Origin of the sequence: Nocardioides sp. (assembly GCF_047607185.1) — a bacterium.
GTDB lineage: Bacteria > Actinomycetota > Actinomycetes > Propionibacteriales > Nocardioidaceae > Nocardioides.
Genome location: NZ_JASGDQ010000136.1, coordinates 46,281 through 60,499, shown reverse-complemented (window position 1 = coordinate 60,499; position 14,219 = coordinate 46,281). Strand labels below are relative to the sequence as shown.

At 71.0% G+C, this 14,219-nt stretch carries 15 protein-coding genes and 1 riboswitch; of the genes, 2 read left to right on the top strand and 13 right to left on the bottom strand.

Annotation, left to right across the window (positions count from 1 at the left end):
• Window positions 1–84: 84 nt before the first annotated feature.
• The 4 genes from QM595_RS16120 to QM595_RS16105 form a co-directional block, all read right to left on the bottom strand.
• Window positions 85–1,125 (bottom strand): thiamine ABC transporter substrate-binding protein, encoded by a 1,041-nt coding sequence (locus QM595_RS16120; protein ID WP_415172598.1) that lies wholly within the window; start codon window positions 1,123–1,125, stop codon window positions 85–87.
• A riboswitch (TPP riboswitch) is annotated at window positions 1,115–1,220 on the bottom strand. It overlaps the preceding gene by 11 nt.
• A gap of 41 nt (window positions 1,221–1,261) precedes the next feature.
• Entirely contained in the window at window positions 1,262–2,329 is a 1,068-nt protein-coding gene (locus tag QM595_RS16115; RefSeq protein ID WP_415172597.1) for an MBL fold metallo-hydrolase, read from the bottom strand.
• Window positions 2,326–2,721: a hypothetical protein gene (locus tag QM595_RS16110; protein WP_415172596.1), complete on the bottom strand. Its 396-nt coding sequence runs from the start codon at window positions 2,719–2,721 to the stop codon at window positions 2,326–2,328. The genes QM595_RS16115 and QM595_RS16110 overlap by 4 nt, the downstream gene beginning before the upstream one ends.
• Window positions 2,718–3,068, bottom strand: coding sequence for a hypothetical protein (locus tag QM595_RS16105; protein WP_415172595.1), 351 nt, complete (start codon window positions 3,066–3,068; stop codon window positions 2,718–2,720). Before QM595_RS16105 ends, QM595_RS16110 begins: the two co-directional genes overlap by 4 nt.
• A 16-nt stretch (window positions 3,069–3,084) precedes the next feature.
• On the opposite strand from QM595_RS16105, the gene QM595_RS16100 reads away from it, so the two are divergent.
• A complete protein-coding gene (locus QM595_RS16100; protein ID WP_415172594.1) occupies window positions 3,085–3,810 on the top strand; it encodes a putative protein N(5)-glutamine methyltransferase in 726 nt (241 codons plus the stop codon).
• 99 nt (window positions 3,811–3,909) lie between these two features.
• Here the strand turns inward: QM595_RS16100 and QM595_RS16095 are convergent, their stop codons facing one another.
• Window positions 3,910–5,004, bottom strand: a complete 1,095-nt coding sequence (locus QM595_RS16095) for a PLP-dependent cysteine synthase family protein (protein WP_415172593.1) — start codon at window positions 5,002–5,004, stop codon at window positions 3,910–3,912.
• A 44-nt stretch (window positions 5,005–5,048) separates the two neighbouring features.
• A complete protein-coding gene (locus QM595_RS16090) occupies window positions 5,049–5,963 on the bottom strand; it encodes a universal stress protein (RefSeq protein WP_415172592.1) in 915 nt (304 codons plus the stop codon).
• Between the two features lie 151 nt (window positions 5,964–6,114).
• Between QM595_RS16090 and QM595_RS16085 the strand changes: the two genes are divergently transcribed.
• On the top strand, window positions 6,115–7,626 hold the full coding sequence (locus tag QM595_RS16085; RefSeq protein WP_415172591.1) for a malate:quinone oxidoreductase: 1,512 nt from the start codon (window positions 6,115–6,117) through the stop codon (window positions 7,624–7,626).
• A 264-nt stretch (window positions 7,627–7,890) separates the two neighbouring features.
• On the opposite strand, the gene QM595_RS16080 is transcribed toward QM595_RS16085, so the two are convergent.
• The 7 genes from QM595_RS16080 to QM595_RS16050 form a co-directional block, all read right to left on the bottom strand.
• A complete protein-coding gene (locus QM595_RS16080; protein WP_415172590.1) occupies window positions 7,891–8,973 on the bottom strand; it encodes an acyl-CoA dehydrogenase family protein in 1,083 nt (360 codons plus the stop codon).
• A 4-nt stretch (window positions 8,974–8,977) separates the two neighbouring features.
• Window positions 8,978–10,129, bottom strand: coding sequence for an acyl-CoA dehydrogenase family protein (locus QM595_RS16075; protein WP_415172589.1), 1,152 nt, complete (start codon window positions 10,127–10,129; stop codon window positions 8,978–8,980).
• A gap of 39 nt (window positions 10,130–10,168) precedes the next feature.
• Window positions 10,169–10,621, bottom strand: a complete 453-nt coding sequence (locus QM595_RS16070; RefSeq protein WP_415172588.1) for a MaoC family dehydratase — start codon at window positions 10,619–10,621, stop codon at window positions 10,169–10,171.
• 20 nt (window positions 10,622–10,641) lie between these two features.
• On the bottom strand, window positions 10,642–11,124 hold the full coding sequence (locus QM595_RS16065) for a nuclear transport factor 2 family protein (protein ID WP_415172587.1): 483 nt from the start codon (window positions 11,122–11,124) through the stop codon (window positions 10,642–10,644).
• Window positions 11,121–12,326 carry an ABC transporter substrate-binding protein gene (locus tag QM595_RS16060; protein WP_415172586.1) on the bottom strand — a complete coding sequence of 402 codons (1,206 nt, stop codon included), beginning with the start codon at window positions 12,324–12,326 and terminating at the stop codon, window positions 11,121–11,123. The genes QM595_RS16065 and QM595_RS16060 overlap by 4 nt, the downstream gene beginning before the upstream one ends.
• Window positions 12,327–12,498: 172 nt before the next feature.
• Window positions 12,499–12,969, bottom strand: a complete 471-nt coding sequence (locus QM595_RS16055; protein ID WP_415172585.1) for a Zn-ribbon domain-containing OB-fold protein — start codon at window positions 12,967–12,969, stop codon at window positions 12,499–12,501.
• A 5-nt stretch (window positions 12,970–12,974) separates the two neighbouring features.
• Window positions 12,975–14,144 (bottom strand): acetyl-CoA acetyltransferase, encoded by a 1,170-nt coding sequence (locus QM595_RS16050; RefSeq protein WP_415172584.1) that lies wholly within the window; start codon window positions 14,142–14,144, stop codon window positions 12,975–12,977.
• Window positions 14,145–14,219 lie beyond the last annotated feature (75 nt).

Below are 14,219 nucleotides of genomic sequence, written 5' to 3'. Positions count from 1 at the left end.
GCGCTCCGAGAGCCGCGACCCGTCGCGGCGGCATGCGGAGATATCCAGCGGTGGCGCCCACCGCATGACGTCCGCGGGGGTCGGTCACTGGGAGACCAGGTCGCTCCAGGTCCGCAGCCATTCGTCTCGGTGGGCGTCGATCTGCTCCGGCGCCACGGTCAGCGGCGCGGTCGGCCGGGGGGCGTGCGCCGCCCAGTCCTCGGGCAGCGAGGTGCCGTCGACGACGGGGAAGACGTACATCGCTTCGGGCAGCGCGGCCTGGACCTCCGGCGAGAGCAGGAAGTCGACGAACGCCTTCGCCCCATCGGGGTTCTCGGCGCCGGCCAGCACGCCGGCGTACTCGACCTGGGTGAAGCAGGTGTCGAGCAGCGCCTTCGTCGTGGAGCTGCCGTCGTCCGTGACCGTGAAGGCGGGCGAGGAGTCGTAGGAGACCACGATGGGCCGGTTGCCGCTGCCGCCGCCCTGGGTGAAGTCGACTTCGTAGGCGTCGGACCAGCCATCGGTGATCTCGGCGCCGTTGGCCAGCAGCGCCTTCCAGTAGTCGGGCCAGCCGTCGCCGTACGTCGCGATGGTGGCGAGCAGGAAGGCCATCCCGGGCGAGGAGGTGGTGGCGCCCGGGGTGACCAGGAGGTCCTGGTAGGCGGGCTTGGTGAGGTCGTCGAGCGTGGTGGGCGCAGGCAAGCCGTGCGAGGCGAACCAGGTGGTGTCGATGTTGACGCAGACGTTGCCGTTGTCGACCGGGGTCAGGTGGCTGCCGTCGTCGCCGGGCAGGTCGTAGCCGGCGACCCCGGCGGGCACCTCGGCGGGGGTGTAGTCGGCGAAGACGCCCTCGGTGAGCGCTCGGGAGGCGAAGGTGTTGTCGACGCCGAAGGCCACGTCCCCGGTGGGGTCGTCCTTGGTGAGGACGAGCTTGTTGGCCAGTGTGCCGGCGTCGCCGGCTGCCTGGACCTTGAGGGTGTAGCCCGACTCGTCCTCGAACTCGGCGACCAGCTCGTCGGGCAGCGCGAACGACTCGTGGGTGACCAGTACGACCTGCTCGGCCTGGTCGCCGTCGTCGCTGCCGCCCGCGAGCGAGCAGGCACCGAGCCCGAGGGCGAGGATCGGAATGAACGCGCGCTTGCGCATCGTGACTCCCTTCGCCGGTGCTAACCGGATCAGGTTCGGAGGGTCTGCGGCTCTGCCGCACTCTCAGCCCTTGCTGGGCTCCCCTGTCTGACGCCGTCAACCTTAGTGGGTTGTGACGAGAGAGTGACCTATCGGGTCACGAATCCTTCACAAGGACGTAGGTGACGCCCTCCGGGGTCTCGGTGCGGGTCGCCCGGCCGCGCGCGGCCAGCAGATCGAGGTGGGCCTTGGTCTCCATGGCGGCGAGGCTGGCGTTGAACAGGTCGAGACTGGCGAAAGGGCGCTCGTGGCGGGTCCAGCCCAGGCCCTGCGCCACCTCGTAGGCCATCTTCGGCGTCTCGCCGAGCAGACTTGAGCACTGGTCGAGGCGGTGCTCGTGGTGGGCCAACAACTCCTCGACCCGGGCATGGGCCGAGGGTGCGACGGGGCCGTGAGCGGGCAGCAGCCGCAGGTCTGGCATCGCCCGCACCTTCGCCAGCGAGGCCATGAAGTCACCCAGCGGCAGCGCCGAGACCACGCCCTCAAGGCCGATCGACGGGGTGATGGTCGGCAGCACGTGGTCGCCGGCGAAGAGCAGGCCGGCGCCGAGGTCGGCGAAGACGTAATGGCCCTGGGTATGGCCGGGGGTGTGTACGGCGTTGAGGGTCCGCTCGCCGACGGCGAGTGGTACGTCGCCCTCGATCCAGTCATCGGCGTCGGCGAAGGTCTCCGGGTCGGGCCCGTCGAACGGCTCGGCCGACAGCCTCTCGACCAGCTCGCTCGCGCCCGACTCACGCAGTGCGACCAGCAAGGCGCGGTCTGCGCCGATGCTGCGGAACTCGCGAGCCGCGGCCAGTGCGCCGCGCTCGGCCCGGCCGAGCCAGACCCGGGCGTCGAACTCGCGGCCGAGCACCCTGGCCAGGGTGTAGTGGTCCCGGTGGGCGTGGGTCACCAGGAAGTGCCGGATGTCGGTGAACCTGCGCCCGATCTGCCGCAGGCCGGCCGCCAGCGCCTCACGGCCCTCGGTGATGGCCCAGCCGCCGTCGACCAGGGTGAGCCCGTCCTCGGTCTCGATCGTGTAGACGTTGACCGCGCGGAGGCCGTCGTTGGGCAGCGGCAGCGGGATCCGGTGGATGCCCTCGGCGACCGGCCAGGCGCCGGGCGTCGCCCACGGCTCGCCGGAGTCGGGAGAGACCGCATAGGCCGTGCTGGTTCCGCTGGTCACATCTGGCTCCTCGGCTCGGCAGGTCGTCGATATAGCCATATCAGACCCGCGACCGGGAGGATCGCGGGCACCCAGCCGTAGCCGCGACCGTAGTCCGACCACACCGTCGCGTCGGGGAACCAGTCCCGCTCGATCAGCGACAGGGTGCCCACCACGACGACCCCGCCGAGCTCGACCCAGAGCATCACCCGCGCGAAGCCGGGCTCCCCGGCCGCGGCGCGGCGGATGGCGAACCAACCGGCGACATAGGTGGCCGCGGCCACCAGCGAGAGCAGATAGGCCAGCGGGGCGTCGCCGAACCGGGTCGCTATCTGGACCAGGGAGCGGGACCCGGCGGCCAGCACGAAGATCGCGTAGACGGCCAGGAGGACGAGGTGAGGACCAGACTTCACCGGACCATCATGATGCGCACCGCGACCACGCCCGTCGCCAGGGCGGCCGCGGCCACCACGCCCGAGGACCACGACCCCCGGTCGTCCCGGATCGTGGTGAGCGCGACCGGCATCATCACGACGGCCGCGCCGACGTAGCCGAGATAGGTCGGCATCGACTCCGGCCTGGGTCCGTCGGAGAGCGCGGCGAGCGCGACCAGGGCGAGCACGACGGCCAGCCCCGTCAGCATCCAGCCGAGCTGGTCCAGCCAGCGGGGCCGGGGGGCCTTGAGCGTGACGCCGAGGACTGCCGCGACGGTCACCAGGGCGGCGTACCCGGTGACGATCCAGGCGACGGGGTCGAGCATGACAGCATCCTCTCCGATGACTGACGAGGCGCTGGTGGCGAGGCTGCGCGCGGCGGGGTGCGTCTTCGCCGAGGAGGAGGCCGCGCTGCTGGCCGGCGCCACCGAGGAGATGGTGGCGCGCCGGGTCGCCGGCGAGCCGTTGGAGACGGTGCTGGGCTGGGCCGGCTTCGCGGGAATCCGGGTGGCCTGCGCGCCGGGGGTGTTCGTGCCGCGGGTCAGGTCGGAGCTGCTGGTGCGGCTGGCGGTGGCCGCCGCGCCGGGTCGGGTGCTCGACCTGGGCTGCGGCACCGGGGCGCTCGGGGCGGCGGTGGCGAGCCGGCTGCCCGGTGCGGAGGTGTGGGCGATCGACGTGGACCCGGCCGCGGTCGCCTGCGCGCGAGGGAACCTGCCGGCCGAGCGGGTGCTCCAGGGTGACCTGTTCGAGCCGCTCCCGGACCTGGTCTTCGACGTGATCCTCGCCAACGCGCCGTACGTCCCGACCGAGGAGATCGCGCTGCTGCCGGCCGAGGCCCGCGACCATGAGCACCGGGTGGCGCTCGACGGCGGCCCGGACGGGCTGGACGTGCAGCGGCGGGTCATCGCGGCGGCGCCGGCCCGGCTCGCCGAGGGCGGCCTGCTGCTGGTGGAGTCGAGCCGGCGGCAGGCGCCGCTCACCCGGGCGCTGATGGCGCGGGCCGGCCTGGCCGCCACGATCGAGACCGACGAGGAGATCGCCGGTACCGCGGTGCTGGGGAGGAAGTGAGAAGGTCGTCCACCCCCCACCGGTGGACGACCTTCGGTGAGGGGACGTAGGTCCTAGGACCCCATGACGCGGTTTCCCGAGAAACTTTTTTCTCGCCGCTCAGAGCGGGAGCTCGCCCGTCTCGTCGTACGTCGCCAGCGCGGCCAGGTAGGGCGCCAGGTCGATGCCCTGGTCGGCGACCCAGGCGTCGGAGTAGTAGGTGGTCGTGTAGCGGTCACCGCCGTCGCACAGCAGCGTCACGATGCTGCCCGACTCACCGGCGGCCCGCATCTGCTCGATGGCGCCCAGCGCCGCCCACACGTTGGTGCCGGTGGAGGCGCCGACGTCGCGACCGAGCCGGGCCGAGACCCACCGCATGGTCGCGATCGAGGCGGCGTCGGGGACCCGGGTCATCTCGTCGACGACCCCGCCGACGAACGACGGCTCGATCCGGGGCCGGCCGATGCCCTCGATCCGGGAGCCCGGGCCGGTCGCGGTGGAGGTGTCCGCCTCCCAGCCGTCGTAGAAGGCCGAGCCCTCGGGGTCGGCGACCAGCAGACGGGTGGGGTGGCGACGGTAGTGGAGGTAGCGGCCGATGGTGGCCGAGGTGCCGCCGGTGCCGGCGCTGACCACGATCCAGGACGGGATCGGGTGGGGCTCGGCCGCCATCTGGGCGAAGATCGCCTCGGCGATGTTGTTGTTGCCGCGCCAGTCGGTGGCCCGCTCGGCATAGGTGAACTGGTCCAGGTAGTGGCCGCCGCACTCGGCGGCGAGCCGCCGCGCCTCGTCGTAGACCTGGCCGGCGGAGTCGACGAAGTGGCAGCGCCCGCCGTACCACTCGATGAGCGCGACCTTCTCCGGCGACGTCGAGCGCGGCATCACCGCGACGAAGGGCAAGCCCAGCAGCCGAGCGAAGTAGGCCTCGGAGACCGCCGTGGAGCCCGAGGACGCCTCCACCACGGTGGCTCCGGCGTGCAGCCAGCCGTTGCAGAGCGCGTAGAGGAACAGCGAGCGGGCCAGCCGGTGCTTGAGCGAGCCGGTGGGGTGCACCGACTCGTCCTTGAGGTAGAGCTCCACCTCCGGGCCGGAGGAGCGGGCAGCCTCCGGCAGCGGCAGGACGTGGAGGTGGGTGTCGGCGCTGCGGTTGGAGTCGGCCTCGACGCGGCGGACCGCCTCGTCGATCCAGGCGCGGTGTTCGGGCGTGAGTCGGGGCACGCGACCAGGCTATGGGAGCGAACGGGGCCGCGGGCCGGCCTTGCCTAGCTGACTGTCGCCAGCTCGGTGAGCGCCGGCTCCGAGGTCGGCGGCAGCACCTCGACCGGGCACCTGCTTTCCCGCAGCAGGGTGCGGCCGGTGGAGCCGAAGTGACCGAGCGGGAAGGCGTGCGGCCGCCGGGCCAGCAGCAGCAGGTCGGCCTCGGCCGAGGCCGACGTGAGGATGCGGGCCGGCTGCCCGTGGACCACCTTGATCTCGACCTGCACGCCGGGGTGGTCGCGGCCGACCTGGGCGACGACGTCGTCGAGCTCGTGCCTGGCCCGGTCGCTCCAGGCCAGCTCGTCGATCTGCGCGAGCATCAGGTCGTCGTACCCTCCCGGGAGCTCCCAGGCGTGCAGCAGCACCAGCCGGGCGCCCCGTTCGGCGGCGAGCTCGCAGGCGCGACGGACCAGTAGTTCGGCGCGCTCGGTGTTCTTCACCCCGACGACGATCTGGCCGCGGCCCGAGCCGGGCGCCCAATCACCTGGGACGGCGACGACGGGGCAGGTGGCCCGGGCCGCGACGGCCTGGGTGGTCGCGCCGACGACGATGCGCTCCAGGGTGGAGCGGCGCTCGTGGCCGACGACCAGCAGCCGGGCGCTGCGGGCGGCCTTCACCAGGCCGCCGGCGCGCGGGCCGTCGAGGAGCTGGACGGTGACCTGGCGGGCGTCGAGGACCGTGCGGGCGAGGGCGGCGGCGTCGTGGAGGACCGCATGGCCGGCGCTGCGCAGCGCCGCCGGCTCGACCGGCATGACCGGGACCATGGCGGTGTAGGGCGCCACCTCGGGCATGACGTGGACGATGCGCAGACCCGCGCCGAGCCGACGGGCCTCGTGAGAGGCGTAGCGGACGGCGGCGTCGGAGGCGGGTGAGCCGTCGACGCCGACCAGGAGCCAGTTGCTCTGCTGGGGGTTCGTCATGTCTCCAGCACACCCGGCGAGTGCCGAGGCGAGCAGGGCCGAAGACAACGAGCCCCCGGGACCTTCGTCACACCATCCGGCGGGCCGAAGGTATGACCTGAGCCACAAATTCGCCCCGCCGCCGGGACCCGATTTGCGGCACGGGGAGCCGATGCCTCATACAAGTGGGGTGGAGACTCCCTTGGACGTGGTCCTCATCGGCGGCGGAATCATGAGTGCCACTCTCGGCACCCTGCTGCAGGAGCTCGAGCCGACCTGGCGCATCCGCGTGCTGGAGCGCCTCGACGAGCTCGCCCAGGAGTCCTCGGGCCCCTGGAACAACGCCGGCACCGGACACGCGGCGCTCTGCGAGCTCAACTACACCCCGCAGCGCGGCGACGGCGACGTCGACATCTCCAAGGCGATCGTGGTCAACGAGCAGTTCCAGATCTCCCGGCAGCTGTGGTCGGCGCTGGTCGAGAACGGCCGCATCCCCGACCCCGAGGCGTTCATCCACGCCACCCCGCACATGAGCTTCGTCTGGGGCGCCGACAACGTCGCCTACCTGCGCGCCCGCTACGACGCCCTCAAGGACCACCCGCTCTTCACCGGCATGGAGTTCAGCGATGACCCGGCGGTCATCGAGAGCTGGGCGCCGCTGCTGCGCGACGGCCGGGTCGGCGAGGAGCCCATCGCGGCGACCTTCCACGCCGGCGGCACCGACGTCGACTTCGGCGCGCTGACCTCGATCCTCACCGACAGCCTGGTCGAGCGCGGCGCCACGATCGAGTACGGCGCCGACGTACGCGACGTGCACCGCACCATGGACGGCGTCTGGCACGTCATGGGCAAGAACCACCACTCCGGCGAGCGCTTCCACTACACCGCCGACTTCGTCTTCGTCGGCGCCGGCGGCCGGGCGCTGCCGCTGCTGCAGAAGTCGCGCATCCCGGAGGTCCGCGGCTTCGGCGGCTTCCCGGTCTCCGGGGAGTTCCTGCGCACCACCAAGCCCGAGCTCGTCGCCCGCCACCACGCCAAGGTCTACGGCAAGGCGGCGGTCGGCGCGCCGCCGATGTCGGTGCCGCACCTCGACACCCGGATCGTGGGCGGCTCGCCCGCACTGATGTTCGGGCCGTACGCCGGCTGGAGCCCGCGGTTCTTGAAGTTCGGCTCGATCTTCGACCTGTTCACCTCGATCAGGCTCCACAACCTCTGGCCGATGCTCAAGGCCGGCCTGACCAATGTCGGCCTGACGATCTACCTCATCCAGCAGCTCATCTCGCTGCCGCGCACCAAGTTCAAGGACCTGCAGGACTTCTTCCCCGGGGCGAGCCCGAAGGACTGGGAGAAGATCACCGCCGGCCAGCGGGTGCAGGTCATCCGGCCCAACGGCGTACTCCAGTTCGGTACCGAGGTCATCACCGGCTCCGACGGCACCATTGCCGGCCTGCTGGGTGCCTCCCCGGGCGCCTCCACCGCCGCGCCGATCATGCTCGAGGTGCTGGAGCGCTGCTTCCCCGACCGCTGGTCGGCCTGGCAGCCGACCCTCCGGGAACTGGTGCCGAGCTTCGGCACCGACCTGGCCGACGACCCGGCGACCGCGCACGACTCCTTCGTCCGGACCGCCAAGATCCTCGCCCTGCCGCTTCCCGAGGGCGCGCTGAGCGAGGCCGCCACCGCCTGATCAGCGGCGCCACCACCCCCCGGCGCTCGGCCGCTCGCTGAGCCTCGAAGGCGGTGATCGCGCCACGCCACGCCTCGTCGGCGGACAGCGCGAGTCGGCAGAAGTGCAGGTCTGGGAGGGGCCGAGTCGGCACAAGTGCAGGTCTGGTAAGGGCCGAGTCGGCACAAGTGCAGGAAGCCGGCCAGCACTTCTGCCGACTCGGCGGGTCTGAGACCAGCACTTCTGCCGACTCGGCGGGTTCGATCGGATGGGAGGCTCTACTAGCTAGTGGAGCGGGTCGACGGTGCGATGATCGCCGACCGTGGCCGCGAGGCGCGCGACCTGGTGACGTCGATCGCCCAGCAGGCGCTCGATGGCGGTGAGGCGAGTCGCGTAGTGACCAACCTGATACTCCATCGTCATGCCGATCCCGCCGTGGAGCTGGATCGCCTCCTGGGCGATGTGTCGGCCGGACTCCGCGACGCGGAGCTTGGCGCGGCTCGCCGCCTCGATCCCCGCGGCGGTGTCGCCCTCGGCCAGCACCATCGACGCCCAGGAGGCCGTGCTGCGGGCGAGCTCGAGCGAGACGTACATGTCCGCGGCTCGGAACGTCAGGCTCTGGAAATCCTTGAGGGGCCGGCCGAACTGGCGCCGACTGCGTAGGTAGTCGCAGGTCGTCTCGAGGGCTCGCTCCATGGCCCCCAGCGCCTCGTGGGCGTAGGCGACCTGTGCCCCCGCCCTCGCATACGCGACCGTCTCGCCAGCATCGGCAGCCGGATCGCCCACCGGCTCGGCCGGCGACGCGGCGAAGCCGATCCGGGCGGCGCGACCACCGTCATAGGTGGCGAAGGATGTCGGCTCGTGCTGGGTCGTGGTGAACAGGGCGGGGGTTCCATCGACGTCGGCCACGACGACCAGGAGATCGGCCCGGGCGCCGTTGAGCACCGGTGCCGCGCTCCCGTCCAACGCCCAGGTCGCGCCTGTCCGCCGGGCGGAGACACCCGGTGCGTCGACGAAGGCCGGGATCACCGTGCCGTCGGCGATCGCCGACACGTCCGCGCCAGCGCGGGCGAGCATCCCGCCACAGAGGACGACCGCCTCCACGAAGGGCTCGGGCGCGAGGACGCGCCCGATCTCCTCGGCCACCAGCCCCACCTCGACCGGCCCTGCGCCCACGCCGCCGGCCTCCTCGGGGAAGGGGAGGCCGAGCACGCCCATCTCGGCGAGCCGGGTCCACACGACCTCGTCGAAGCCGGGGTCCACCGCAGTGACCTCACGGCGTCGGTCGATCGTGGCGTAGGTCCTGCCCAGCAGTGCGCGAACCGCCTCACGGAGGGCGCGCTGCTCGGCGGTGTAGTCGAAGTCCATGTCCTCACAGCCCCAGAATCGAGCTGGCGATGATCTGCCGCTGTATCTCGTTGGAGCCGCCGTAGATGCTGGCCGCTCGCAGATGGAGGTACGACGAGGCGGCCGGACGCGTCCACGCCGGCGCCCCTGCGGCCGGGTCCGAGGAGAGTCCCCGCTCGCCCGCGAGGTCGAGCACCAGCTCGGACACCTTCTGCTGCATCTCGGATCCGGCCAGCTTCAGGACCGAGGACGCCGGCTGCGGCCGCCCGTCGGAGGAATCGGCGGCGACGCGGATCGAGGTGAGCTCGATCGCGAGCAGGTCGTTCTCCAGCCTCGCGATCTCCGCCGCCAGCAGCGGGTCCTGTCTCAGCCGCTCCCCCGCCCACGACTTGGCCTCGCCCAGCAGCCACTTGGTGCCGCCGACGCCGGCGATGCCGACCCGTTCGTTGCCGAGGAGGAACTTCGCGTAGTCCCAGCCGTGGTTCTCCTCGCCGACGAGGTTCTCGATCGGGACACGGACGTCCTCGAAGAAGACCTCGTTGACGAGGCTTCCGCCGTCGATGAGCCGGATCGGCCGCACGGTGACTCCGGGCGTCTTCATGTCGATGAGGAGGAAGGAGATGCCGGCCTGCTTTCGCGGCGCGTCGGGATCGGTGCGGACCAGGGTGAAGATCCAGTCGCCGTACTGTGCGTACGAGGTCCAGATCTTCTGGCCGTTGACGACGTAGTGGTCGCCGTCGCGCACCGCAGAAGTGCGCAGGCTCGCCAGGTCCGACCCGGCGTCCGGCTCCGAGAAGCCCTGCGACCACCAGATGTCCACCCGCCTGGTCGCCGGCAGGAACCGCTCCTTGAGTTCGGGAGAGCCGAAGGCCGCGATGACCGGTCCGACCATCGAAGCGTTGAAGGGGATGGGTGCCGGCACGCAGGCCGCCTGCATCTCCTCGTGCCAGAGGTGGCGCCGGAGCGGCGACCAGTCCCTCCCGCCCCACTCGACGGGCCAGTTCGGGACCGCGATGCCGCCGTCGTCGAGTGCGCGCATCGACTCGACCATCTGCTCCTTGGTGAGCTCTTCCCGGGCCGCGACCGCGTCGCGGATGTGCTGCGGTACCCGCGTGGTGAAGAACTCGCGCAACTCGGCGCGGAAGGCCGCGTCCTCCGGTGACAACCGCAGTCTCATGCTGCTCCTTCAAGGCTCTCGACGTCGAGGGATGGGAAATCAGGCGAAGTAGCGGGCGAGCGACGTCACGACCGCGGCCGGTCGATCCTGACCCTCGATCTCGATCCTGCTCTCGAGCCTCAACTGGACGGCACCCTCCAGGCGGTCCACCTCGGCGAGCCGTGCCGTGGCCCGGATCCGCGATCCTTCGAGAACCGGGGTGATGAACCGGACTCGGTCCAGGCCGTAGTTCACCGCGAACGACACCCCGTCGACGCGGTACAGCCTGGTGGTCAGCTCGGCCAGCAGCGACAGCGTGAGGTAGCCGTGGGCGATCGTCCGTCCGAACGGGCCCGAGGCGGCGCGGGCCGGATCGACATGGATCCACTGGTGGTCGCCCGTCACCTCGGCGAACCCGTCGATCCGTCTCTGGTCGACCAGGATCCAGTCGCTCGCACCGAGGTCCTCCCCCTGGGAGTCGGCCAGGTCCGTCAGGCCCTCGAAGATCCGCACGTGCCGCTTCCTCTCTTCTCTCACGACCCGGCCGGCGGCCGGCGCCGATGCCAGGAGTCGTCTCCAGGTAGACGTCGGGTGATGGCCCGGGAGCCGAACCGCCACGACCCGTTCACGCGACGGAACCGGTCCGCATAGGTGTTGTGGGTGACGAGCAGCGCCGGCCCGCCCGGCAGCTGCTGCGTCACGTGGATGGCACAGGTGCCCGTCACCTCGTCGGCGGAGCTGCCACGGGTCAGCGTGATCGTGTGTAGGCGGTGGTGTGTGTGGGTCGCACCGTCGTAGGTGAGGAGGTTGCGTCGCAGCCAGTCCTCGACCTGCGAGCCCGGCATCCCCAGCCAGGTGCCGCCCCGGAACAGCCACGCGAACCGCGCAAAGTCGGCACCGTCGACGCTCGCGCAGTAGTCCATCTGGAGCGCGGTGATCTGCCGCACCGCCTCCTCGTCGAGCGCTGGGCCCGGAAGGACCGGACCCAGCGCGTCGGAGAGGAGGTGACGGCTCACGAGGCGGGCTGCTGCTCGAGCTCTTGAGGCGTGCCGTCGATGAACTGGAAGGCGACCAGCGACTTGCTGAAGCCGTCGCGGCCGTCGCCGAAGTTGATCAGGGCGCCCTCCTTGCCCGCCGCGCCCACGAAGGGCGTGATGTCGTCGAGCGCCTTGGCGAGCTTGTCGCCGTCGGTGTCACCCTCGGTGGCGTCGAGCCCCTTCTTCAGGACCGTGAAGGCATCCCAGGTGGCGCCGGCCTGCTCGGCCAGGCCGAGCGCGAGGTCGTCGGGGTCGCCGCCGTACTCGTCGGCGTAGGCCTTGATGAACGCCTGGTACTCCGGCTTGGAGGGCTGCTGGTTGGCGAGGGTGTAGATGGCCGGCAGCTTGGTGTAGGCGTCGCCGCCGATCTTCAGGGCGTCGGGGGCGATGAGCGATCCGAAGCCGACGACCGGCACGTTGACGCCCGCCTCCGCCATCGTCTTGAGCATCAGGCCGGCGTCCGCCGCCGCCGAGCCGATGTGGACCACGGCGTCCGGTTTCTCGCTCTTCAGCTGGGAGACCGCCGAGGTCAGGTCGGTCGCGCCCAGGGTGTAGTGGACGGTCTCGCCCGGGTCCATGCCGGCCTGCTTCGCCTGGTCCTCGATGGGCTGCCACAGCGTCGAGCCGGTCGGCCCGTCGTCGGCGGTGACCACCACGTGGCTGTAGCCGAGCGACTTGAGCAGCGCGATCATCTGCGCCGGGTAGTCGCTCTGGTCCACCGTGGTGCGGAAGGTGTACGTCGCGCCGTCCATCAGCGCGGGCGAGATCGTCGAGGAGTTGATGAAGACGATCTTGCGCGGCTCCACGACCTGGCGGATGGCGAGGCCCTCGATGCTGGTGTAGCCACCCATCATCACCTCGGCCTTGTCGACCGTGATCGCGCGCTGCGCCACCTTGGCCGACTCGTCGGCGGTGAGCTTGTCGTCGTAGACCTTGAGGGAGAGCTGGCGGCCGCCGGCGCCGCCCTCGGCATTGATCGTCTTCACGGCCAGTTGAGCGGTGTTGACCATCTGCTCGGCCACGGCGGCATTGCCGCTGGTGAGCGGGGCGGCGAAACCGACGACCAGCGCCTTGCCGTCGCTGCCCGAGGCGTCGCTGTCACCGTCGGAGCCGCAAGCGGCGAGTGACATCGAGGCGGCGAGCGCCAGGGCGCCGGCGCCGATGAGGGACTTGAACTGCACGAGAGACTCCTTGGCTGTGAATGGCTCAGACGCTGGATTGGTTAACATGTCTAAGTGATACGAGACTTACGTCACACGAGGCCGCTGTCAAGAGGTTGCGACCGATTCGTTAACTAAGTTAAGAAATAGGTGCTCAGCAACGTCCCCGAGCCGTCGCCGAGAGCCCAGCAGCTCAGTCCGACGAGGGCTCCGGTCGCCACTGGGGCAGCCCCACGCCGTCGGCGATTCGGAGGCAGTAGGCACGCACGCGCTGGCCGATGCGCACCTGATCGACCGGACAGTCGGTGATATTCCCCATCAGCCGCGGACCCTCCTCCAGGTCGACGAGGGCGATCACGTACGGCGCCTCCTCGTCGAAGCCGGGCATGCCCGCCTGCCGGATGACGGTGAAGGTGTAGATCGTTCCTCTCCCGCTGGCGGCCTCCCACTCGGGCGTCGCCGCGCAACGGGCGCACAGCAGGCGGGGGTAGTGCTGGGCCGCGCCGCAGGCCGGACACCGCTGGATCAGCAGGGTGCCGTCGTAGGCGGCGCGGAAGTAGACCTCGTTGACGGGGTCCAGCCCGGGAACCGGCTTGACCCATCGGTCGGCGACGTCGACGACCTCGAGGGTCCCCTGCTCGCCACGGATGCTCTCCGATGCCATCTGTCTCACTTGCCCTTCCCGAGGATGGTGACCCCGATCGTGGAGAACCAGCCTCCGGACCCGGCGGCCAGGGCCACCTCGCAGTCCGGCACCTGCACCTCTCCGGCCTGGCCGCGGAGCTGTCGAACGGCCTCGATCAGCAGGAAGATCCCGCGCAGGCCCGGATGGCAGGCCGAGAGGCCGCCGCCGTCGGTGTTGATCGGCAGCCGTCCTCCCAGCCGGAGGTTGCCCTCCTCGGCGAAGGGCCCGCCCTCGCCCGGTCGGCAGAACCCGAGACTCTCCAGCAGGAGGATCACGGTGATGGTGAAGCTGTCGTACAGCATCGCCATGTCCACGTCGTCGGGGGTCAGGCCGGCCCGAGCGAACGCATCCGGGCCGGAGCGGGCGCCGGCGGTCGTCGTCACGTCCGGCGACTGCGAGACGTTCCAGTGGTTCTGGCGCGCCGCCGTGCCGAGGATCGAGACGAACGGCTGCCGCAGGTCGCGAGCGCGCTCCTCGGTGGTCACGATGACCGCACCGCCGCCATCGGTGATCGCGCAGCAGTCGAACAGGTGCAGCGGGTCGGCGATCATCCGAGACCCGAGGACGTCCTCGACCGTCAGCGGCTTGCGGTAGATGGCCTGCGGGTTGTGCGCGGCGTACTCCCGGACCGCGACGGCGACGCTGGCGAGCTGCTCGGGCGTGGTGCCGTACTCGTGCATATGTCGCTGGGCGGCCATCGCATAGGCGGCCACGGTGGTCTTGCCGTACGGCTCCTCGTAGGCGGCACCGCCGACGGGCGTGCGCCCGTATCCCGTTCCGAGGCTGCGTCCCATCCGGGTCAGCAGGTCGCTCCCGTAGGTGAGCAGGATGGTGTTGGCCATCCCGGACCGGATCGCCGCCTCGGCGTGCTGGATCTGGAACTCGTAGGCCGATCCGCCGGTGTAGGTGCCCTCGATCCACTGTGGATCGAGCCCGAGGTACTCCGCCGTCTCGGGCAGGTCGACGCCGGGCACCCCGGGAATCCACGCCTCGGCGCAGCCGAATCCGTCGATGTCATCCTTGGTGAGACCCGAGTCCGCCAGGGCCCGCTGCAGGGCCTGGGCCTGATGGCCAAGGGCATCGAGATGAGGGGCCTTCGGACCGTCGGACAATCCGATGGCCGCGATGACCGGAGTTCGGTCAGGACGTGTCACAGCTCAGCTCCTCTGGTGGTTACGATGAGGACGGCAGCAGATGCCGCCGTCCTGGAGCCGGCGCCATGTCCCGGG